The sequence below is a fragment of the Flavobacterium hercynium genome (assembly GCF_002217285.1).
GTDB classification, from domain to species: Bacteria; Bacteroidota; Bacteroidia; order Flavobacteriales; family Flavobacteriaceae; genus Flavobacterium; species Flavobacterium hercynium.
Map to the genome: position 1 here is coordinate 1 of NZ_MUGW01000074.1, position 21586 is coordinate 21586.

The following is a 21586-nucleotide window of genomic DNA, read 5'->3' on the forward strand; positions in this document are numbered from 1 at the left end:
CTTTTTTTAGGACGAGACAAGGCATAAAAAAAGCCCCATTTCTGGGGCTTTCTGATTTATGCTTGTCCTGTAGGTCCAAAATTAAGAGGTATTGGTGCTTGTTCTGTGTCTTTGATTTCGCCATGAGCGACTTCAAAACGATGAATATTTTCACCTATTGCCTTCAATAATCTTTTAGCATGTTGTGGTGTCAAAACAATTCTTGACTTTACCTTGGCTTTAGGAATACCTGGCATAATGCTCACAAAATCTAAAACAAACTCTGATGAAGAGTGATTGATAATCGCAAGATTAGAATAAATTCCTTCTGCGATTGTTTCATCTAATTCAATATTAATTTGCTCTTGTTGTTGTTTCGGATTACTCATAGTTTCCTAATTAATAGATATATTCTTCTTTATTAGCCATCATTTCATTGTAATCGTCTTTAGATCCTACGATAGTGTTATCGTATTCTCTCATACCAGTTCCCGCAGGAATTCTGTGTCCAACAATTACATTTTCTTTTAATCCTTCTAAATCATCTACTTTACCAGCTACAGCAGCTTCGTTAAGTACTTTTGTTGTTTCTTGGAAAGAAGCAGCAGAGATGAATGATTTAGTTTGTAGCGAAGCTCTTGTAATACCTTGTAAAACTGGCGTTGCAGTTGCAGTAATTACATCTCTAGCTACAACTAGATTTTTATCATTTCGTTTAAGCAATGAGTTCTCATCACGTAATTCACGAGGCGAAATAATCTGACCTGGTTTCAATACAGCAGAATCTCCAGAATCTTCAACTACTTTCATACCGTATAATTTATCATTTTGAACGATAAAGTCTTTAGTGTGAATTAATTGATCTTCTAGGAATAATGTATCTCCTGGATCTTGAACTCTTACTTTACGCATCATTTGACGAATAACTACCTCAAAGTGCTTGTCATTAATTTTTACCCCTTGTAAACGGTATACTTCTTGAATTTCATTTACTAAATACTGTTGAACAGCAGCTGGTCCTTGAATTCTTAAAATATCATCTGGTGTAATTGCACCGTCAGACAATGGTACTCCTGCTCTTACGAAGTCATTTTCTTGTACTAAGATTTGGCTTGAAAGTTTAACTAAATACTTTTTGATCTCACCAAATTTAGATTCGATAACAATTTCACGGTTACCTCTTTTGATTTTTCCAAAAGAAACTACACCGTCAATTTCAGATACAACTGCTGGGTTTGAAGGGTTACGAGCCTCAAGCAACTCGGTAATTCTTGGTAGACCTCCCGTGATATCGCCTGCTTTAGAAGAACGACGTGGGATTTTCACTAATACTTTACCTGCTTTAATTTTCTCTCCATTCTCAACCATAAGGTGTGCTCCTACTGGTAAGTTATACGAACGAATCAATTCACCTTCTTTACCGTAAACCAATAAAGTTGGAATTAATTTTTTATTTCTAGCTTCAGAAATTACTTTTTCCTGGAATCCTGTTTGCTCATCGATTTCAACCATGAACGATTGTCCTTGTTCTAAATCCTCGTAAGCGATCTTACCAGTAAATTCAGAAACAATTACACCATTATATGGATCCCACTTACAGATCACAGATCCTTTAGTAACTACTTCACCATCCTTAACAAAGATACTAGATCCGTAAGGAATGTTATGTGTATTTAAAACGATTCCTGTTTTCTCATCAACTAATTTTAATTCAGTTGAACGTGAAACTACGATATCAACAGAGTTTCCTTCGTTATCTTCACCTTTTACAGTTTTTAAATCTTCTATTTCAAGTCTACCGTTAAATCTTGTAACAATACTAGATTCTTCAGAGATACCTCCTGCAACCCCTCCAACGTGGAACGTACGAAGTGTTAACTGTGTACCTGGTTCTCCAATAGATTGAGCTGCAATAACTCCGACAGCTTCTCCTCTTTGTGTCATTTTTCCGGTAGCTAAGTTTCTACCGTAACATTTAGCACAAATACCTTTTAAAGCTTCACAAGTTAATGGAGATCTAACCTCTACTCTTTCAATCGGAGAAGCTTCAATAACTCTCATGATTGCTTCTGTAATTTGTTGACCAGATTGAACTAAAACTTCATTAGTAAGAGGATTAATAACATCTTGCAACGCAACACGTCCTAAAATTCTTTCTCCTAAAGATTCAACGATTTCCTCATTTTTCTTCAAAGCAGAAACTTCAACACCTCTAAGAGTACCACAATCCTCGATATTAACAATAACATCCTGAGAAACGTCATGAAGTCTTCTTGTTAAGTATCCAGCATCGGCAGTTTTAAGAGCCGTATCCGCAAGTCCTTTACGAGCACCGTGAGTAGAAATGAAATACTCAAGGATCGAAAGACCTTCTTTAAAGTTAGAAAGAATCGGGTTTTCAATAATCTCACCACCACCAGCAGTAGATTTTTTAGGCTTAGCCATCAAACCACGCATACCAGTTAACTGACGAATCTGTTCCTTAGAACCCCTCGCCCCAGAGTCAAGCATCATATATACAGAGTTGAAACCTTGTTGGTCTTCTCTAATATTTTTCATTGCTAATTCTGTTAACTGAGCATTTGCTGAAGTCCATACGTCAATAACTTGGTTGTAACGTTCGTTATTGGTAATAAGACCCATGTTATAATTTACAGAAATACCTTCAACTTGCTCTCTGGCATCTGCAATTAATTTTGTTTTTTGTTCTGGAATTCTAATATCACCAAGAGAGAATGATAAACCTCCTCTAAATGCGAATTTATACCCCATATCTTTCATATTGTCCAAGAAAGCAGCAGTAGTAGGTACATCAGTCACACTTAAAATGTGTCCGATAATATCTCTAAGGTTTTTCTTAGTCAATACATCATTGATATATCCAGCTGCTTCCGGTACTACTTCATTAAATAATACACGTCCTGCAGTTGTTTGAATGATTTTATACACTAATTCTCCAGCATCATTAAAATCTTTTGCTCTAATTTTCACACGAGCATTCAATTCTAATCTTCCTTCGTTTAATGCAATGTTTACTTCTTCAGCAGAATAGAATGTTAAGTCTTGACCTAAAATTATATGTTCTGGTGTTGAGATACGTTCTTTGGTCATATAATATAGACCCAAGACCATATCCTGAGAAGGTACAGTAATTGGAGCACCATTTGCAGGGTTCAAGATATTGTGAGAAGCCAACATTAATAATTGTGCCTCTAAAATAGCCTCTGGTCCTAATGGCAAGTGAACTGCCATCTGATCCCCATCAAAATCGGCGTTGAAAGCCGTACATACTAATGGGTGCAATTGGATTGCTTTTCCTTCAATTAATTTTGGTTGAAAAGCCTGGATACCAAGTCTGTGTAACGTAGGAGCACGGTTAAGTAATACTGGGTGACCTTTAATTACATTTTCAAGGATATCCCAAACTACAGGCTCTTTTTTGTCTATAATTTTCTTAGCAGATTTTACTGTTTTTACAATACCTCTTTCAATCAATTTACGGATAACGAAAGGTTTGTATAACTCAGATGCCATATCTTTTGGCAATCCGCATTCGAATAATTTTAATTCAGGACCAACAACAATTACCGAACGAGCAGAATAATCCACACGTTTTCCAAGTAAGTTTTGACGGAAACGTCCTTGCTTACCTTTTAAGGAATCAGATAATGATTTTAATGGTCTGTTTGATTCTGTTTTAACAGCAGAAGCTTTACGTGTGTTATCAAATAATGAATCTACAGATTCTTGTAACATACGTTTTTCGTTTCTTAAGATAACTTCCGGAGCTTTAATCTCCATCAATCTTTTCAAACGGTTGTTACGGATGATTACACGACGGTATAAGTCATTTAAATCTGAAGTTGCAAAACGACCTCCATCAAGTGGCACAAGCGGACGTAATTCTGGTGGAATAACAGGAACCACTTTCATAATCATCCACTCAGGACGGTTTTCACGGTTTAAGTTAGACTCACGGAAAGACTCAACTACTTGTAATCTTTTTAAAGCTTCAGTTTTACGTTGTTTAGATGTTTCGTTATTAGCGCTGTGTCTTAATTGATAAGATAACTCATCTAAGTCGATACGTGCTAATAAATCCATAATACACTCTGCTCCCATTTTGGCAACAAATTTATTAGGATCTAAATCATCTAAATATTGGTTTTCTTGTGGAAGAGTATCTAAAATGTTTAAATATTCCTCTTCTGTTAAGAAATCTAATCTTTGTAATGACTCTCCATCTGCATTTTTAGCAATACCAGCCTGAATTACTACGTATCTTTCGTAGTAAATGATCATATCTAATTTCTTAGATGGAAGACCAAGGATATAACCAATTTTGTTTGGAAGAGAACGGAAATACCAAATGTGAGCAATAGGCACAACAAGGTTGATGTGTCCTACTCTGTCACGACGTACTTTTTTCTCTGTAACTTCAACACCACAACGGTCACAGATGATACCTTTGTAACGAATTCTTTTATATTTACCACAAGCACATTCAAAATCCTTTACAGGTCCGAAGATTCTTTCACAGAATAGTCCGTCACGTTCTGGTTTGTGCGTTCTGTAGTTGATAGTTTCTGGTTTCAAAACCTCTCCTCTTGATTCTTTCAAGATAGATTCAGGTGAAGCCAATCCAATTGAAATTTTATTAAATCTCTTTACTGGATTTTTATCTTTATTATTATTTCTATTATTCATCATAGTTTTTACTATTGATTTATTTGCAATTAAAAAATTGATTCTTTTTGAAGCTATTTGCATTAGGCTGTAAGCTTTACGCATGTGCTTACGGCTTATAGCTTAAGGCCTACGGCATTCAAAATTACCTCGGGTTACTTCTCTAAACTTCAAAACGTATTGTTGAAGTGCTAATTATAAAACCTTTTGAGTTTATATAAAAAATCGGAACGGTTTACGGGTTTTAAATCCTAAAAACTTTTATAAATGAGTAATCAACCCCGATAAAAACCGGGACTGAATACTTCCTAATACTTATTATTCTTCTAAACGAATGTCAAGTCCAAGACCTTTTAATTCATGCATTAATACATTGAATGATTCCGGTAATCCTGGTTCTGGCATAGACTCTCCCTTAACGATAGCTTCGTAAGTTTTAGCTCTACCAATAACGTCATCCGACTTAACTGTTAAGATTTCACGAAGTGTACTTGATGCTCCATAAGCCTCAAGTGCCCAAACCTCCATCTCTCCAAAACGCTGACCTCCAAATTGAGCTTTACCTCCAAGTGGTTGTTGTGTAATCAACGAGTATGGTCCGATAGAACGTGCGTGCATCTTATCATCAACCATGTGTCCTAATTTAAGCATGTAAATTACACCCACAGTTGCAGCTTGATGGAAACGCTCTCCAGTACCACCATCATAAAGGTGTGTATGTCCGAAACGTGGTACTCCAGCTTCATCAGTCAACGCATTGATTTGATCTAAAGAAGCACCGTCAAAAATTGGAGTAGCAAATTTTCTACCCAAGTTCATACCAGCCCATCCAAGAACAGTTTCATAAATCTGACCAATGTTCATACGTGAAGGTACCCCAAGTGGATTCAATACGATATCTACTGGTGTTCCGTCTTCAAGGAAAGGCATATCTTCATGACGAACGATTCTAGCAACAATACCTTTGTTACCGTGACGTCCTGCCATTTTATCCCCTACTTTCAACTTACGTTTCTTAGCGATGTAAATTTTCGCTAATTTCAAGATTCCAGATGGTAATTCATCTCCAACTGTAATAGTGAATTTTTCTCTTCTTAAAGATCCTTGTAAGTCGTTTAGCTTAATTTTATAGTTATGAATTAAATCATTAACCATTTTATTAGTAGCATCATCAGCAACCCATTGACCTTTGCTTAAGTGAGCAAAATCTTCTACTGCGTAAAGCATTTTTTGAGTATATTTTTTACCTTTTGGTAAAACTTCTTCACCCAAATCATTCATTACACCTTGAGATGTTTTTCCGTTAACGATCAAGAATAATTTTTCAACCAATCTGTCTTTTAATTCAACAAATTTAGTCTCAAACTCCATTTCTAAAGCGCCTAAAGCATCTTTATCCTGAGTACGTTTACGTTTATCTTTTACGGCTCTTGCAAATAATTTTTTGTCAAGAACTACACCATGTAAAGATGGAGAAGCTTTTAATGAAGCATCTTTTACATCTCCTGCTTTATCCCCAAAGATTGCACGAAGCAATTTCTCTTCCGGAGTAGGATCTGATTCTCCTTTTGGTGTAATTTTTCCGATCAAAATGTCGCCAGGTTTTACCTCTGCTCCAATTCTAATCATACCGTTTTCATCTAAATCTTTAGTAGCTTCTTCAGAAACGTTAGGAATATCATTAGTCAACTCTTCGTTTCCTAATTTCGTATCTCTAACCTCTAATGAATAATCATCTACGTGAATAGACGTAAAGATATCATCACGAACTACTTTTTCAGAAATTACAATCGCATCCTCAAAGTTATACCCTTTCCATGGCATGAACGCAACTTTTAGGTTTCTACCTAAAGCTAATTCTCCATTTTGAGTAGCATATCCTTCTGACAATACCTGACCAAGAACTACTCTGTCACCTTTTCTTACGATTGGTTTCAAGTTAATACTTGTTCCTTGATTGGTTTTTCTAAATTTAATTAAGTTGTATGTTTTCTCATCAGCATCAAAACTTACCATTCTTTCGTCTTCAGTACGGTCGTATTTGATAGTAATGATATTAGCATCAACATATTCTACAGTTCCATCTCCTTCAGCATTAATCAATACTCTAGAATCTGAAGCTACCTGACGCTCTAAACCTGTACCAACGATTGGTGCTTCCGGACGGATCAAAGGAACCGCCTGACGCATCATGTTTGATCCCATCAAGGCTCTATTCGCATCATCATGTTCCAAGAAAGGAATCAACGAAGCAGAAATCGAAGCAATCTGGTTAGGTGCAACGTCTGTATAATGTACAACAGATGGTTCAACTACCGGGAAGTCACCTTCCTCACGAGCAATAACATTACTAGCAGTAATTTTACCAGTAGCATCCATTTCAATGTTTGCCTGAGCAATCATTTTACCTTCTTCTTCTTCAGCACTTAAGTAGATTGGTGTGCTTTCTAAATCAACTACACCATTAGTTACTTTACGGTAAGGAGTTTCGATGAAACCCATTCCGTTAACTTTTGCATAAACACCAAGAGATGAAATCAAACCAATGTTTGGTCCCTCTGGAGTTTCAATCGGACATAAACGACCATAGTGGGTATAGTGAACGTCACGAACCTCGAAACCAGCTCTCTCTCTCGAAAGTCCACCAGGTCCAAGTGCAGATAATCTTCTTTTGTGTGTAATCTCAGCTAATGGATTCGTTTGATCCATAAATTGAGATAACTGGTTCGTTCCAAAGAAAGAGTTGATAACTGATGATAATGTTTTAGCATTGATCAAATCAATTGGTGTAAACACCTCGTTATCTCTAACGTTCATACGCTCTCTAATAGTTCTAGCCATACGCGCTAAACCTACACCGAATTGTTGAGAAAGTTGTTCACCAACTGTTCTAACACGACGGTTAGATAAGTGATCAATATCATCAATCTCTGCTTTAGAGTTGATCAATTCGATCAAATATTTTACGATTGTAATGATATCTTCTTTGGTAAGCACTTGCTTATCCATAGGGATATCTAAATCTAATTTCTTGTTCATTCTGTAACGACCTACTTCACCTAAGTTGTAACGTTGGTCAGAGAAGAACAATTTATCTATAATACCACGAGCAGTTTCCTCATCAGGCGGTTCAGCGTTACGCAACTGACGGTAAATGTGCTCTACAGCTTCTTTTTCAGAGTTTGTTGGATCTTTTTGTAATGTATTGTGGATAATAGCATAATCTGCCTGATTGTTATCCTCTTTGTGTAACAAAATAGATTTAACGTTAGAATCAATGATCTCTTCAACATTATCTTTGTCGATAATTGTATCACGATCAAGGATGATTTCGTTACGTTCGATAGAAACTACCTCTCCGGTATCTTCATCAACGAAATCCTCATGCCATGTATTCAATACACGTGCAGCAAGTCTTCTTCCAATATATTTTTTAATACCTGTTTTAGAAACTTTAATTTCTTCAGCTAAGTCGAAAATTTCAAGGATATCCTTATCTCTTTCGAACCCGATTGCACGGAATAAAGTTGTTACCGGTAATTTTTTCTTTCTATCGATATAAGCATACATAACGCTATTGATATCTGTAGAAAATTCTATCCAAGAACCTTTAAAAGGAATTACTCTGGCAGAATAAAGTTTAGTTCCATTTGCGTGGAATGATTGTCCAAAGAAAACCCCAGGAGAACGGTGTAATTGAGATACTACTACACGCTCAGCACCATTGATAACAAAAGTACCACTTGGAGTCATATAAGGAATTGTACCTAAATAAACATCTTGTACAATAGTTTCAAAATCTTCGTGTTCCGGGTCTGTACAATATAGTTTCAACCTAGCTTTTAAAGGTACACTATAGGTAAGACCTCTCTCTATACATTCTTGAATTGTATAACGTGGTGGATCTACAAAATAATCCAGGAATTCCAATACAAAGTTATTTCTTGTATCTGTGATTGGAAAGTTTTCCATGAAGGTGTTGTATAGACCCTCGTTGCCTCTTTCGTCAGATTTAGTTTCTAATTGAAAAAAATCTTTAAAAGATTTTACCTGTACATCCAGGAAATCCGGATAATCAGGAATGTTTTTCGTAGAGGCAAAATTCAATCTTTCAGTCTGATTTGTTATCATCAATGAACAAAATTTTGATTAAAAAAAAGTAGTTTTTTGTGTAAAAACACATTGTCTTAGTTTATACTTTCTTTTTGTAATCAATACATCTTTAAAATAAACCAAGAAAGTAAGTTTAAGTTTTTCTTCGTATTGATCAAAAATTTTTTCGTATTTTAAACTATTTGATAATAAAACTTAATATATTTTATTATACGAAAAATGGTTTAGGCCATTGAGTGTTAACTCAAGACCTAAACCTAGTTCTTAAAACTGAGTTGAATTATTTAAGCTCAACTACAGCTCCAGCTTCTTCTAATGATTTTTTAAGACCTTCAGCCTCTTCTTTAGAAACACCTTCTTTAACGTTGCTTGGAGCACCGTCAACTACATCTTTAGCTTCTTTAAGACCTAAACCTGTAAGTTCTTTTACTAATTTCACAACTGCTAATTTAGAAGCTCCAGCTTCTTTTAATACAACTGTAAATTCAGTTTGTGCTTCTTCAGCAGCACCTTCTCCACCACCAGCAGCAACTACTACAGCTGCAGCAGCAGGCTCGATACCATACTCGTCTTTTAATATTGTTGCTAATTCGTTAACTTCTTTAACTGTTAAGTTAACTAATTGTTCTGCGAATTGTTTCAAATCTGCCATTTTTTCTATCGTTTAAAATGATTTGTAAAAATATAATTTATTTATTGTGCGCTAATTAAGCTACAAGGAAGTATTCTTCCTCATACGAATTATTATGCTTCAGCCTCTTCTTCGCTACCAGCGAATTTGTTTTGTAAAGCAGAAATAATTCTTTGTGCTGGTGATTGCAATAATCCAATAAGTTCTCCAAGAAGTTCTTCTTTAGATTTAATAGTTGCTAATGCATCTAATTGCTCATCTCCAATGTAAATTTCAGAATTGATATATGCTCCCTTTAAGATAGGTTTAGCAGATTTTTTTCTGAAATCTTTAATTATTTTTCCAGGTGCATTTGCAACATCTGAAATGAAAATAGCACTGTTACCAGTCAATACTGAAGGTAAATCACCATAGTCATTAGCAGAAGCTTCCATTGCTTTTGCAAGCAAAGTGTTTTTTACAACCTCTAATTTAATACCTGCTTTAAAGCAAGCTCTTCTCAAGTTTGAAGTTGTTTCTGCGTTTAATCCAGAAATATCAGATACATAAATAATATTTGTACCAGCTAACTGTGCAGTTAAATCTTCAATCGCGATTGATTTTTCTTCTCTAGTCATACTAAAAATTATTAACTACCAATTATACTGCTTTTGGATCCAATGCAATTGCAGGACTCATAGTGCTTGTAAGGTGAATACCTTTAATGTATGTACCTTTAGCAGCAGTTGGTTTAAGTTTGATTAATGTTTGAATAATTTCGTGTGCATTGTCATAAATTTGCTCAGCTCCAAAAGAAACTTTACCAATTCCTGCATGTACGATACCAGTTTTATCAACTTTGAAGTCAATTTTACCAGCTTTAACCTCTGCAACAGCTTTTGCAACATCCATAGTTACAGTACCTGTTTTAGGGTTTGGCATTAAACCTCTAGGTCCTAAAATACGACCTAATGGACCTAATTTACCCATAACAGCTGGCATAGTGATGATTACATCAACATCTGTCCAACCATCTTTAATTTTTTGTAAGTAATCGTCAAGACCTACATAATCAGCTCCAGCTTCTTTAGCTTCCGCTTCTTTATCTGGAGTAACTAATGCTAATACTTTAACATCTTTACCTGTTCCGTGAGGTAATGTAACTACACCTCTAACCATTTGATTCGCTTTTCTTGGATCTACACCCAAACGAACTGCGATATCAACAGACTCATCAAATTTTGCAGAAGCTATAACTTTAATTAATGCAGCTGCATCTTTTAAAGTATATAGTTTGTTCTTTTCAATTTTTGAAGCAGCCTCTTTTTGCTTTTTTGTTAATTTTGCCATTTCTTTCTCTTAATTAAAAAGGAGCATCTCCTGATACAGTTATACCCATAGATCTAGCAGTTCCAGCGATCATGCTCATTGCAGATTCAATTGTGAATGCATTTAAATCTACCATTTTATCTTCAGCAATTGCTTTGATAACGTCCCAAGTAACGCTAGCTACTTTTTTACGATTTGGTTCACCTGATCCAGACTTTAGCTTTGCAGCTTCCAATAATTGGACAGCAGCTGGAGGAGTTTTTACAACAAAATCAAATGATTTGTCTTTATACACAGTAATTTGTACTGGGCATATTTTGCCAGGTTTATCTTGTGTTCTAGCATTAAATTGCTTACAGAACTCCATGATATTAACCCCAGCAGCTCCTAAAGCAGGTCCAACCGGTGGCGACGGATTCGCAGCACCTCCCTTAACTTGTAGTTTAACTACCTTACTAATTTCTTTAGCCATTTTTTAAAAAATTTAACACCGTAATCATTGGAAGCGATTACAGTGGTTATTATAGATGTAACAAAAATTATACTTTTTCAACTTGCATAAAACTTAATTCTAATGGTGTTTTTCTTCCGAAAATTTTCACCATAACTTCAAGTTTACGCTTTTCTTCATTGATCTTTTCAACAGAACCATTGAAGCCATTAAAAGGACCGTCAATTACTTTTACAGTCTCTCCTACACTGAAAGGAATAGAACGAGTATCTGTATTTACAGCAAGCTCATCTACTTTACCTAACATTCTATTTACTTCAGAAAGCCTTAAAGGAACAGGCTCCCCTCCTTTGATCTCACCTAAAAATCCAATTACGCTGGTAATTGATTTAATAATATGAGGTATCTCACCAACTAAGTTAGCTTCGATCATAACATATCCAGGGAAGTATACTTTATCCTTAGACATTTTCTTCCCTTCTTTTACAGTAACTACTTTTTCTGTAGGCACTAAAACTTGGGAAACATAATCACCCATACCTAATCTGGCAATCTCAGTTTCGATGTAAGCTTTGACTTTATTTTCTTGTCCGCTTACAGCTCTAACCACATACCATTTTTTCACATTATTATCTGCCATCACAAAAAATTTATCCTTTTAACCAGTTAAAAAATCCAGCTAAAGCTTTTGCAAAAAATTCATCTACTCCCCATGTTGCCAAAGCGAATAAAACTGAAAATACAGCCACAACAATTGTTAATTTTTGAACCTCAGCCCAAGCAGGCCAAGTAACATTTGACTTTAACTCTTCGAAAGCCTCTGATAGATAATTAGTAACTTTTGTCATTTGATATGATTTTTTATTGCACGGGCGGAGGGATTCGAACCCCCATCAACGGTTTTGGAGACCGCTATTCTACCCTTGAACTACGCCCGTAATTAAAAGCCAGTGATTACAGTTAAGAATCAACTGGCTTTTTATAATTTTATAGGATTATCCTACGATTTCAGTAACCTGACCTGCTCCTACAGTTCTACCACCTTCACGGATAGCGAAACGTAAACCAACGCTCATTGCGATTGGGCTTAATAAAGCAACATTGATTGTCAAGTTGTCTCCTGGCATTACCATCTCTACTCCTTCTGGTAAAGTAATAACTCCTGTTACGTCAGTTGTACGTACGTAGAACTGTGGACGGTAGTTATTATGGAATGGAGTATGACGTCCACCTTCTTCTTTTTTCAAGATATAAACCTCAGCTTTGAAAGTAGCGTGTGGTTTTACTGATCCTGGCTTAATGATAACCATTCCTCTTTTGATAGATTCTTTATCAATACCTCTTAACAATAAACCTACGTTATCTCCAGCTTCACCTCTATCAAGGATTTTACGGAACATCTCAACTCCTGTAATAGTAGAAGTTAATTTATCAGCTCCCATACCAATGATTTCAACTGGATCTCCTGTATTAGCAATACCTGTTTCGATACGACCTGTAGCAACAGTTCCACGACCAGTAATTGTAAATACGTCTTCAACCGGCATCAAGAATGGTTTTGCTACGTCACGCACTGGCTCTTCGATCCAAGCATCAACAGCTTCCATTAATTCAATGATTTTTGGTACCCAAGCAGGATCGTTATTCAATCCTCCTAAAGCAGAACCTTGAACTACAGGACCATTATCTCCATCATATTCGTAGAAAGATAATAAATCTCTAATTTCCATTTCAACAAGCTCTAACAATTCAGCATCATCAACCATATCCACTTTGTTCATGAAAACAACGATTCTTGGAATACCTACCTGACGACCTAAAAGGATGTGCTCACGAGTTTGTGGCATTGGACCATCTGTAGCAGCAACTACTAAGATAGCTCCGTCCATTTGAGCAGCACCAGTAACCATGTTTTTTACGTAATCCGCGTGACCTGGACAGTCAACGTGAGCGTAGTGACGGTTAGCTGTTTCGTACTCTACGTGTGATGTATTAATAGTAATACCTCTTTCTTTCTCCTCTGGAGCGTTATCGATTTGATCAAAAGATTTTGCTTGACAGTAACCAGCATCAGACAATACTTTTGTAATTGCTGCAGTTAATGTAGTTTTTCCGTGATCCACGTGTCCAATTGTACCTATGTTTAAGTGCGGTTTGGAACGATTAAAATTCTCCTTTGCCATTTTACTTAATTTTTAATCTTAGTTATATATTAATTTTCAATTTCCTACTTACTTGAGCCAATGTCGGGAATTGAACCCGAGACCTCTTCCTTACCAAGGAAGCACTCTACCCCTGAGCTACACCGGCAGAGAGTTCTGATTTTAGATTTTTGAATTTCGTAATATATTTCTCATATAAACTACAATCCAAAATCTTAACTTCTTTTTTTGTGGGGAGAGCAGGATTCGAACCTGCGAAGTTCACACAGCAGATTTACAGTCTGCCCTCGTTGGCCGCTTGAGTATCTCCCCATTTTTTCAATAATTTTATGAACTATTTCAAATCGCATTTGAAACATTTTAGAGCCGGCGGAGGGACTCGAACCCACGACCTGCTGATTACAAATCAGCTGCTCTAGCCAACTGAGCTACGCTGGCAATATCATTAAAAAAGTCCGCTATTTCTAACGGACTGCAAATGTAGCTATTTTATCTTTGAATCAAAACATTTTTTGAAAAAAATTTTCAATTAAATGTGTGCTCGTATTTTTTCCTTCCTTTTTACCAGTAAACGTTCTAAAGATTCTGCCGAAAGCTCAATCGCCTCCTCAAATGTTTTACACTGTTTTTTAACCAAAAACTCGTCTCCAGGAACATTTATCTTAATCTCCACAGCCTTATTTTCCTTATCACTCGTTCTCTCAACCTTTAAAAAAACATCGGACGAAACAACACGGTCATAAAACTTCTCCAGCTTATCCAATCTTTCCTGAATAAAATCTACCAATTTTCTGTCAACAGTGAAGTTAACTGCATGAACATCTACCTTCATAATACTAATTTTAGGGGTTAAACATTTTTAGAATTACTACTTATTTCGAGGATGCGCATTTGCGTATACCTTTTTAAGCTCTGTTAAACTATTATGAGTATAAACCTGCGTTGAAGCCAAACTCGAATGTCCTAATAATTCTTTAACTGAATTTAGATCGGCTCCGTTATTTAGCAAGTGAGTCGCGAAAGTATGCCGAAGCACATGCGGACTTTTCTTTACCTTTTCAGAGACTCTACTAAAGTAAGAATTTATTAAACGATACACAAAAGATTCACTCAATTTTAACCCTTTTACCGAAATAAAAAAATATTTATCATCTTGTATGTTTTCAAGCAACGACCTTTCTTGCAAATAAACACGCAACTGCTCTGTAATAACTGGCAAAATAGGAATAATTCGTTCCTTGTTCCGCTTTCCTAAAACTTTTATCACATTTGAAGACAAATCAACATTAGCTTTCATTAAACCAATTAGCTCTGCTCTTCGAATTCCGGTAGTATAAAAAAGATCCACAATAAGCTTATCACGCACTTCTTCAAAACCATTAGGCTCTCCTACTTGCTGCATTAAATCCGTTAGTTCTTTTTCAGAAAAAGGAATCTGCACAATTTTAGGTGTTTTTAACGCCTTATGCTTCAGCATTGGACTAACCTCTATTTGCTTGGTTTTTAATAGAAATTTATAGAAAGCTTTCAAAGAAGACATTTTTCTATTAACAGAAACATTAGAAATACCATCATCCACCAAAGAAACAATCCACGTTCTTATTTGACTGTAATTTACTCGCTCTACATTTTCCTGTTGAAATTGCTCCGCATTAAAAATTTCAAAAAAAGTAATATCATTCAAATAAGCATTAATAGTGTGCGCGGAATATTTTTTTTCCAACTCGAGATAATCACGAAATGCTTCTTTATTTGATTTCATAACAATTAAAACTTTTTAAATCATTCTATCTTAAGAAATAATAGAATTGCTTATCTCAAAATTAAGCATAAAAAAACCGTTAGCATCAAAATTTGATAACTAACGGTAATTATTTTGAAAAAGCGTAATACTAACTTTCTAAACCATCTCTCATGTTTTGAATGTAAGCAGCTTTTTGAATTTGAGCTCTTTTGATAACAGAAGGCTTAATAAAAGCAGTACGTGCTCTTAATTGACGAACAGTTCCTGTTTTATCAAATTTTCTTTTATAGCGCTTTAATGCTCTATCGATATTTTCTCCGTCTTTAATTGGTATAATTAACATAATATAGACACCTCCTCTCGTTAAGGCTGCAAAAGTATGTATTAATTATGAATTATGAGTTATGAATTCTAAATTATTTTAAAAAAAAGATCAATGAGTACTCAGATAAAACAAAAAGACTTAAAAAACGTCTCCTTTATAATAGATAGCCATCATCTATTTTTTATTCTTTCAGCAAATTCCTTGAAATAACTAACTTTTGAATTTCTGTAGTTCCTTCTCCAATGGTACACAACTTAGCATCTCTGTAAAATTTCTCTACTGGAAAGTCTTTTGTATACCCATATCCTCCATGAATCTGTATTGCTTCGTTTGCTATTTTCACACAAGCTTCTGAAGCATACATCTTTGCCATTGCTCCAAGTGTCGTAACTGGTTTATGCTGTTCTTTTAAAAACGCAGCTTTATGCAGCAATAACTCTGAAGCTTCAATTTCAGTTGCCATATCAGCTAACTTAAATGAAATAGCTTGAAAACTGCTAATAGGCTGACCAAACTGATGTCTTTCTTTTGAATATTTTAAAGCTGCTTCGTAGGCTCCTTTAGAGATCCCTAAAGACAAAGCACCTATCGAGATTCTTCCCCCGTCTAATATTTTCATTGCCTGCACAAAACCTTGCCCTACCTCTCCTAATCTATTAGCGTCCGGAATTCTGCAATTATCGAATACCAATTCGGCAGTTTCACTTGCACGCATTCCTAATTTATTTTCTTTTCTTCCTGATGTAAATCCGGGAGTTCCTTTTTCGAATACAAAAGCTGTCATACCTTTTGAATCTCCTTTTTCGCCTGTACGAACAATTACAACAGCGATATCTCCGGAAATGGCATGCGTAATAAAGTTCTTTGCACCATTTACAATCCAAAAATCACCGTCTCTTACAGCAGTAGTATTCATACCTCCTGCATCAGAACCGGTATTATGCTCTGTTAATCCCCAGGCACCTATATATTCAGCTGTTGCTAATTTAGGAAGCCATTTTTTCTTTTGCTCTTCGGTTCCGAAGGTTAAAATATGATTGGTGCATAATGAATTATGTGCCGCCACTGACAAACCTATTGAAGGATCTACTTTTGAAATTTCTTCAACAACTGTAATGTACTCATGATAACCTAAGCCTGAGCCACCGTATTCTTCGGGAACTAAAACTCCCATAAAACCCATTTCGCCGATTTTTTTAAATAAATCAACAGGGAATGTTTGGGCTTCATCCCACTCCATTATATACGGTCTGATATTTTTGTCTGCAAACTCTTTTATAGACTGTGCAATCATCAATTGCGTTTCGTTAGAATTAAAGTTCATGTAGTTAATTGTTTTTTAGAACTCCAAATATAAACTAATTATTTTTGCTTTTTCAACAGGAAAACCTTTAATTTTTGATAAATCCTCAATATTTTCAAAATTTCCGTTCATACTTCGGTATGTGATTATTTGTTTTGCCAAGGTATAATTGAAATAAGGAAACTTTGACAACTCTTTTAATGAGATATCATTTATTGCTATTTTTTTAAATTTTGGAAGAGCATCAATCTTAAAATGATGTTTTAATTCGAAAAGGACATCAGCAGAAATACCCCAAACTTCATCTAATTGTTCCATTGAAACGAAACCACCCAAAAGTTCTTTTTGTTTTACTATTCGGAATGATAACGCTTCACCAATGCCGTGAATTTTCATCAAATCTTCCTGCGTAGCTTTATTAATATCTAAAACAACGAGCTTCTCTTTTTTGAAAGTCTTTTTCTGATCAAAATCTTTCCTATATATTATAGTTTGCTTATTATCCTGATTCTTATTTGAAAATTTAAAAAATGGCGCAATAGTATTCAGAAGAGAATCCGACACTTTTGTAACCTCCTGAAATTCTCTTGCAGAGTTTACATACTTGTTTTCTTTTCTAAAAGCCAGCAAGCGATCAATTTCCTGAACAGACAAACCTAATTTATAGCCTTTGTAATCTGAAATATAATTTGGATTGAAAGGATGAATTATATTTCCCTCATTACCCTTTCTTAATTTAAGCGAATCAATTTCTGATTGCATCGAAAGCCACTGTTCTTTTTCGGTTAAAAACTCCTCAGAAATTGTAAAGTCTATTGAAAGGTAAATTATTTGTAAAACTAAAATTACTACTAAAAGAAAAAACACCCCTGCACGCTGTTGTCTGTTAAATTTAAAAAACAGCCTCATCCCATCAAAATCCATTCTTACAAAATATTTACGTTTTAAAGCGCAAAAATAAGACAAACTAAATAATAAGTATAAGAAAATATCTAAAAAATACAAAATTAACACATTTTACTACTTATTCTTATTTACAAATTAAATCATTATTATATCATTCTCGCAAAAGGCATTTTTATCAATTTTCTACAAATATTAAACATTATCTAAGTTAAAATTATATAATTCTTTTTATTTTTTCTAAAAAACGATACATTTGGAGCTTAATAACAATAAAACCAAAAATCAGTATGTCAATTTGGAAAACTAAACCACTTTCGGTATTGCTAGACGAAGCATCCGAATCTGAAAAAGGCTTAAAAAGAACGCTATCTTCAAGATCACTTGTTGCGCTTGGAGTTGGTGCCATTATCGGAGCCGGATTATTCTCGTTAACAGGAATCGCCGCAGCAGAACATGCAGGGCCCGCAGTTACACTTTCATTTATTTTAGCGGCAGTTGGATGTGCTTTTGCAGGACTTTGTTATGCGGAATTTGCGTCTATGATTCCGGTTGCAGGTAGTGCATATACGTATTCGTATGCTACGATGGGGGAATTTATGGCTTGGATCATAGGTTGGGATTTAGTTTTAGAATATGCTCTGGGAGCCGCCACAGTTGGTGTAAGTTGGTCACGCTATCTTTTGGAACTACTTAATAAATACGGAATACATCTTCCTCCTGACCTGATATGTTCACCTTGGGAACATTTAAAACTAAGCGACGGAACAGTAATAGAAGGTGGAATTATAAATTTACCTGCTATTTTTATTGTAGCATTACTATCATTATTATTGATCAGAGGAACTAAAGAATCTGCTTCATTAAACAACTTTTTAGTTGTTGTAAAAGTAGCTGTAGTTCTTATCTTCATTATTTTAGGATGGAGTTTTATTGATACTACAAACTACACACCATACATTCCGGAAAACACTGGTGTTTTTGGTCAATTTGGATGGTCTGGAATTGCAGCAGGAGCCGGAACAGTATTTTTCGCTTTTATTGGTTTTGATGCTGTATCTACAGCTGCTCAAGAAGCAAAAAATCCTCAAAAAGGAATGCCTATCGGAATTTTAGGATCACTAATTGTTTGTACCTTATTATATGTATTCTTTGCACACGTAATGACAGGACTTGTTAATTATAGTGAATTTGCAGGAGATGCTAAACCAGCAGCTACAGCATTTGCTAAAACAGGTTATGACTTTTTACAAACCGGATTAATCGTAGCTATCTTAGCAGGTTATACTTCTGTAATGCTTGTAATGCTTATGGGACAAAGCCGTGTATTCTACACTATGAGTAAAGATGGTTTGCTACCTTCTTTCTTTAGCACTATTCACCCAAAATACCGTACTCCTTGGAAAACTAACCTTTTCTTCCTTGTATTCGTAAGTTTATTTGCTGGTCTTGTACCGGTAAGTGATTTAGGACACATGGTAAGTATTGGAACTTTATTGGCTTTCGTATTAGTATGTATTGGTGTAATGGTAATGCGTAAAAGAATGCCGGATGCTCCAAGATCTTTTAGAACACCTCTTGTTCCTTTCGTGCCAATTGCAGGTATTGTTATCTGTTTAGCTTTAATGTATTCATTACCTAATGAAAGCTGGTTACGTCTTGTAATATGGATGGCTTTAGGAGTTGTAATATACTTTGTATACGGAAAGAAAAACAGTAAATTGAATAATCCACAGAATTAATTTCTTTACATAAACAGAAAAAAGGATCATGAAGTATAAAAACTTTATGATCCTTTTTTTATGATTTAAAAATAAGTGCTACAAATCAAATACTGACGTTCGTTTTGCACGAACTAAATCTTTTAGACGAATCCAGAATGCCAAGGTTAAATAAACTCCAAAACCTAAACCAACTGTCACAAAAGAGATATAAATAAAAAACAATCGTACACTCGTTACTCGCATTCCAAGTTTATCAGCCAATCGGGATGACACATGAAATCCGTATTTTTCGAAGAAAAATTTAAGTCGTACTATTGAAAACATAATTATTATTTTTAGAAATTCTCAGAATTAGTACAAAAGTACAAAAATATACAATTGGCAATTGATTAATTACTTTTTAATAATGCTACTCCAATACCACATTTTAAACATCCTCTATTATTACAATATTCATTTTTCAATTGTAATAATGTTTGCGTTTCAAAAGCATTTTTACTTGTGATACCAAAAGATTCAAATTTTGTAATGATTGAATTTTTCTCCGGCGCAACTTCTAACATTAAAGCTATTAAATCCTCTGAAATTGATTCTCCCCTAATACTTGAATAAGCAAACTGAATAGGGATTATGGTATTGATAATGATTAAATCTATGAATGCCTTAGATATACTTTTCGCTTTTTTCGGACTCTCTTTATCAAACATATAATGATTCTGCCAATACGGACTTACAGAAACATTGAATACATTGTAAATGTCTTTTACTGATTTTAAGCTTATTATTTTAGAAAAAAGATTTTGATGTTTGTTATACAAATTCGCTAATTGTGAAAGCCTGATTGTGGGAAAATTATCCGGGCGATGTTTAAAAAACTGAACGGGTTCTGCGTAATTTTTATCTAATTGATATTTATGCAACAGGTAAAAGTATCTAAACTTAAGATCTGCAAAATAGACATCTTCTTTTTCTGCATTTAGCAAATCAGCTCCACCCAAAAGCAAAGCTTCAAGATTTTCTACTTCAAAACTTTCTTTTCTTATAATGGAGAACGGAATGGATTTGGCTATTTGCAAAAATGAGTTTCCATTAGTATTTAAACCAAAGTTTTTTGCTACTAAACAAAACAGAACAGCTTCCCAATCTTGGTTTAGTTCTTCCAGCAATTCATAAATAAATTTGGACTTTCGTTCTAAACGTTCAAAAAACAATCGTTCCATCCAATTTTTAAAAATGAATTCATCAATTTCAGCAATTTGATTTTCACAAGAGATCCAGGATTTTGGAACCATTAATTCTTTGTAATCTTTAATCATTTCCGGGGAAACATACTCTTTTAAAACTAAGACCGGGATTTCAGTATTGTTCTCTCTGAATATTGCCGTGTCATGCTCCCAAACGACATGTAAGATTACATTTTCGTATGCTGCGTCTTTTTCATGACCGTGAACGTACCAATCTGATGATTTTAAATGTATTTCGACATTTCCTGCCCATTTTTGATCCCCAATTATAAGCTGTGCATTAAAGAAGTCCGGTCCGGCAAGTTCTAAATAATCACCGGTTTTAAGAATAAGGATTGGGTCATTCTGAACGGTTTGTAGATTTAATGTGTCAAACTTTTTGAATTTCCAGAGGTAATGAAGAAAATCTTCTTTCATTTTTAAGGTTTAAAATTATAAATCCTAAAAATAAACAAACTAATCTTACGTACAAAAATTACAATCTATTTTAACATGAATAATTTCGCACAAGCACGTGCGTCAGACAAGGCTTCGTGATGATTCAATTCGATATTCATTTCCCTGCAACAATCACTTAGTTTCGTAGGCTTTAAACCTTTGGCTTTGTATATCTTAACGGTGCATTCCCAACGTTCAGCAATATTCAGATCTTCGTATACTAAACCATGCAATGCCATTGATTTAACTAGCACGTTTCTGTCAAAACTTTCGTTATGCGCTACAACGACTCTATTCTTTAAGCGTTTTTCGATTTCCGGATATACCTGCAAAAAAGATTTTGCATTTATGGTATCTCTTGGATAGATACCATGAACCTGAATTGTATACGGATTGTACTCGTTTCTTGGCGGTTTTATCAAAGTGACAAACTCATCTGTAATAATGCCGTTTTCTACGGTAACAATTCCAACAGAACATGGATGATAACCTGTTGCTGTTTCGAAATCTATAGCGGTAAAATTCATTCGTAAATCTATTTAAGCTAAAAAACCATAAATCTAATTGTTTGTAAA

19 protein-coding genes and 4 tRNA genes are annotated in these 21586 nt (G+C 34.9%); 1 reads left to right on the forward strand and 22 read right to left on the reverse strand.

All coding sequences use genetic code 11. From position 1 onward, the window contains the following. Positions 1-56 precede the first annotated feature (56 nt). The 19 genes from B0A66_RS21760 to B0A66_RS21850 form a co-directional block, all read right to left on the reverse strand. Positions 57-368: a DUF3467 domain-containing protein gene (locus B0A66_RS21760; protein ID WP_089051952.1), complete on the reverse strand. Its 312-nt coding sequence runs from the start codon at positions 366-368 to the stop codon at positions 57-59. A gap of 10 nt (positions 369-378) precedes the next feature. Further along, positions 379-4689 (reverse strand): DNA-directed RNA polymerase subunit beta', encoded by a 4311-nt coding sequence (rpoC, locus tag B0A66_RS21765; protein ID WP_089051994.1) that lies wholly within the window; start codon positions 4687-4689, stop codon positions 379-381. 294 nt (positions 4690-4983) lie between these two features. Continuing rightward, the gene (gene rpoB / locus B0A66_RS21770; RefSeq protein WP_089051953.1) at positions 4984-8796 is read right to left on the reverse strand and encodes a DNA-directed RNA polymerase subunit beta; all 3813 of its coding nucleotides are present in this window, start codon (positions 8794-8796) and stop codon (positions 4984-4986) included. Between the two features lie 262 nt (positions 8797-9058). After that, entirely contained in the window at positions 9059-9430 is a 372-nt protein-coding gene (gene rplL, locus B0A66_RS21775; RefSeq protein WP_007807437.1) for a 50S ribosomal protein L7/L12, read from the reverse strand. A 92-nt stretch (positions 9431-9522) separates the two neighbouring features. After that, positions 9523-10026, reverse strand: a complete 504-nt coding sequence (gene rplJ / locus B0A66_RS21780; RefSeq protein WP_089051954.1) for a 50S ribosomal protein L10 — start codon at positions 10024-10026, stop codon at positions 9523-9525. A gap of 22 nt (positions 10027-10048) precedes the next feature. Further along, on the reverse strand, positions 10049-10738 hold the full coding sequence (rplA, locus tag B0A66_RS21785) for a 50S ribosomal protein L1 (protein ID WP_031456760.1): 690 nt from the start codon (positions 10736-10738) through the stop codon (positions 10049-10051). Between the two features lie 13 nt (positions 10739-10751). Next, positions 10752-11189: a 50S ribosomal protein L11 gene (rplK, locus tag B0A66_RS21790; RefSeq protein WP_007807442.1), complete on the reverse strand. Its 438-nt coding sequence runs from the start codon at positions 11187-11189 to the stop codon at positions 10752-10754. Positions 11190-11256: 67 nt separating this feature from the next. Next, entirely contained in the window at positions 11257-11808 is a 552-nt protein-coding gene (nusG, locus tag B0A66_RS21795) for a transcription termination/antitermination protein NusG (protein ID WP_089051955.1), read from the reverse strand. 10 nt (positions 11809-11818) lie between these two features. Continuing rightward, complete coding sequence (gene secE, locus B0A66_RS21800) at positions 11819-12016, reverse strand: preprotein translocase subunit SecE (RefSeq protein ID WP_041517377.1); 198 nt, start codon at positions 12014-12016, stop codon at positions 11819-11821. 19 nt (positions 12017-12035) lie between these two features. Beyond that, positions 12036-12106, reverse strand: a tRNA-Trp gene (locus B0A66_RS21805). 57 nt (positions 12107-12163) lie between these two features. After that, complete coding sequence (tuf, locus tag B0A66_RS21810; protein ID WP_031456758.1) at positions 12164-13351, reverse strand: elongation factor Tu; 1188 nt, start codon at positions 13349-13351, stop codon at positions 12164-12166. A gap of 55 nt (positions 13352-13406) precedes the next feature. Next, positions 13407-13478 (reverse strand) — tRNA-Thr (locus B0A66_RS21815). 83 nt (positions 13479-13561) lie between these two features. Next, positions 13562-13642, reverse strand: a tRNA-Tyr gene (locus B0A66_RS21820). A gap of 52 nt (positions 13643-13694) precedes the next feature. Next, a tRNA-Thr gene (locus B0A66_RS21825) sits at positions 13695-13768 on the reverse strand. 91 nt (positions 13769-13859) lie between these two features. Beyond that, positions 13860-14162 carry a ribosome hibernation-promoting factor, HPF/YfiA family gene (hpf, locus tag B0A66_RS21830; RefSeq protein ID WP_089051956.1) on the reverse strand — a complete coding sequence of 101 codons (303 nt, stop codon included), beginning with the start codon at positions 14160-14162 and terminating at the stop codon, positions 13860-13862. Between the two features lie 36 nt (positions 14163-14198). Next, positions 14199-15092 carry a tyrosine-type recombinase/integrase gene (locus tag B0A66_RS21835; protein ID WP_089051957.1) on the reverse strand — a complete coding sequence of 298 codons (894 nt, stop codon included), beginning with the start codon at positions 15090-15092 and terminating at the stop codon, positions 14199-14201. Between the two features lie 130 nt (positions 15093-15222). Then, on the reverse strand, positions 15223-15417 hold the full coding sequence (gene rpsU / locus B0A66_RS21840) for a 30S ribosomal protein S21 (protein ID WP_026985791.1): 195 nt from the start codon (positions 15415-15417) through the stop codon (positions 15223-15225). A gap of 163 nt (positions 15418-15580) precedes the next feature. After that, complete coding sequence (locus B0A66_RS21845) at positions 15581-16723, reverse strand: acyl-CoA dehydrogenase family protein (RefSeq protein ID WP_089051958.1); 1143 nt, start codon at positions 16721-16723, stop codon at positions 15581-15583. A 15-nt stretch (positions 16724-16738) separates the two neighbouring features. Next, positions 16739-17626, reverse strand: a complete 888-nt coding sequence (locus B0A66_RS21850; protein ID WP_089051959.1) for a ComEA family DNA-binding protein — start codon at positions 17624-17626, stop codon at positions 16739-16741. 269 nt (positions 17627-17895) lie between these two features. On the opposite strand from B0A66_RS21850, the gene B0A66_RS21855 reads away from it, so the two are divergent. Further along, entirely contained in the window at positions 17896-19347 is a 1452-nt protein-coding gene (locus tag B0A66_RS21855; protein WP_089051960.1) for an amino acid permease, read from the forward strand. Between the two features lie 78 nt (positions 19348-19425). Here the strand turns inward: B0A66_RS21855 and B0A66_RS21860 are convergent, their stop codons facing one another. From B0A66_RS21860 to B0A66_RS21870, 3 genes are all read right to left on the reverse strand, one after another. Further along, positions 19426-19653 (reverse strand): PspC family transcriptional regulator, encoded by a 228-nt coding sequence (locus tag B0A66_RS21860; RefSeq protein ID WP_089051961.1) that lies wholly within the window; start codon positions 19651-19653, stop codon positions 19426-19428. Between the two features lie 65 nt (positions 19654-19718). Continuing rightward, the gene (locus B0A66_RS21865) at positions 19719-20990 is read right to left on the reverse strand and encodes a DUF2851 family protein (RefSeq protein WP_089051962.1); all 1272 of its coding nucleotides are present in this window, start codon (positions 20988-20990) and stop codon (positions 19719-19721) included. Positions 20991-21055: 65 nt separating this feature from the next. Next, positions 21056-21538 (reverse strand): 3'-5' exonuclease, encoded by a 483-nt coding sequence (locus tag B0A66_RS21870; protein WP_089051963.1) that lies wholly within the window; start codon positions 21536-21538, stop codon positions 21056-21058. Positions 21539-21586: the final 48 nt, after the last annotated feature.

Excerpts from the sequence above, each read along its gene's own strand:
- B0A66_RS21760 (WP_089051952.1), bottom strand. The coding sequence starts at position 368 with ATGAGTAATCCGAAACAACAACAAGAGCAAATTAATATTGAATTAGAT.
- rpoC (WP_089051994.1), bottom strand. The coding sequence starts at position 4,689 with ATGATGAATAATAGAAATAATAATAAAGATAAAAATCCAGTAAAGAGA.
- rpoB (WP_089051953.1), bottom strand. The coding sequence starts at position 8,796 with ATGATAACAAATCAGACTGAAAGATTGAATTTTGCCTCTACGAAAAAC.
- rplL (WP_007807437.1), bottom strand. The coding sequence starts at position 9,430 with ATGGCAGATTTGAAACAATTCGCAGAACAATTAGTTAACTTAACAGTT.
- rplJ (WP_089051954.1), bottom strand. The coding sequence starts at position 10,026 with ATGACTAGAGAAGAAAAATCAATCGCGATTGAAGATTTAACTGCACAG.
- rplA (WP_031456760.1), bottom strand. The coding sequence starts at position 10,738 with ATGGCAAAATTAACAAAAAAGCAAAAAGAGGCTGCTTCAAAAATTGAA.
- rplK (WP_007807442.1), bottom strand. The coding sequence starts at position 11,189 with ATGGCTAAAGAAATTAGTAAGGTAGTTAAACTACAAGTTAAGGGAGGT.
- nusG (WP_089051955.1), bottom strand. The coding sequence starts at position 11,808 with ATGGCAGATAATAATGTGAAAAAATGGTATGTGGTTAGAGCTGTAAGC.
- secE (WP_041517377.1), bottom strand. The coding sequence starts at position 12,016 with ATGACAAAAGTTACTAATTATCTATCAGAGGCTTTCGAAGAGTTAAAG.
- tuf (WP_031456758.1), bottom strand. The coding sequence starts at position 13,351 with ATGGCAAAGGAGAATTTTAATCGTTCCAAACCGCACTTAAACATAGGT.
- hpf (WP_089051956.1), bottom strand. The coding sequence starts at position 14,162 with ATGAAGGTAGATGTTCATGCAGTTAACTTCACTGTTGACAGAAAATTG.
- B0A66_RS21835 (WP_089051957.1), bottom strand. The coding sequence starts at position 15,092 with ATGAAATCAAATAAAGAAGCATTTCGTGATTATCTCGAGTTGGAAAAA.
- rpsU (WP_026985791.1), bottom strand. The coding sequence starts at position 15,417 with ATGTTAATTATACCAATTAAAGACGGAGAAAATATCGATAGAGCATTA.
- B0A66_RS21845 (WP_089051958.1), bottom strand. The coding sequence starts at position 16,723 with ATGAACTTTAATTCTAACGAAACGCAATTGATGATTGCACAGTCTATA.
- B0A66_RS21850 (WP_089051959.1), bottom strand. The coding sequence starts at position 17,626 with ATGGATTTTGATGGGATGAGGCTGTTTTTTAAATTTAACAGACAACAG.
- B0A66_RS21855 (WP_089051960.1), top strand. The coding sequence starts at position 17,896 with ATGTCAATTTGGAAAACTAAACCACTTTCGGTATTGCTAGACGAAGCA.
- B0A66_RS21860 (WP_089051961.1), bottom strand. The coding sequence starts at position 19,653 with ATGTTTTCAATAGTACGACTTAAATTTTTCTTCGAAAAATACGGATTT.
- B0A66_RS21865 (WP_089051962.1), bottom strand. The coding sequence starts at position 20,990 with ATGAAAGAAGATTTTCTTCATTACCTCTGGAAATTCAAAAAGTTTGAC.
- B0A66_RS21870 (WP_089051963.1), bottom strand. The coding sequence starts at position 21,538 with ATGAATTTTACCGCTATAGATTTCGAAACAGCAACAGGTTATCATCCA.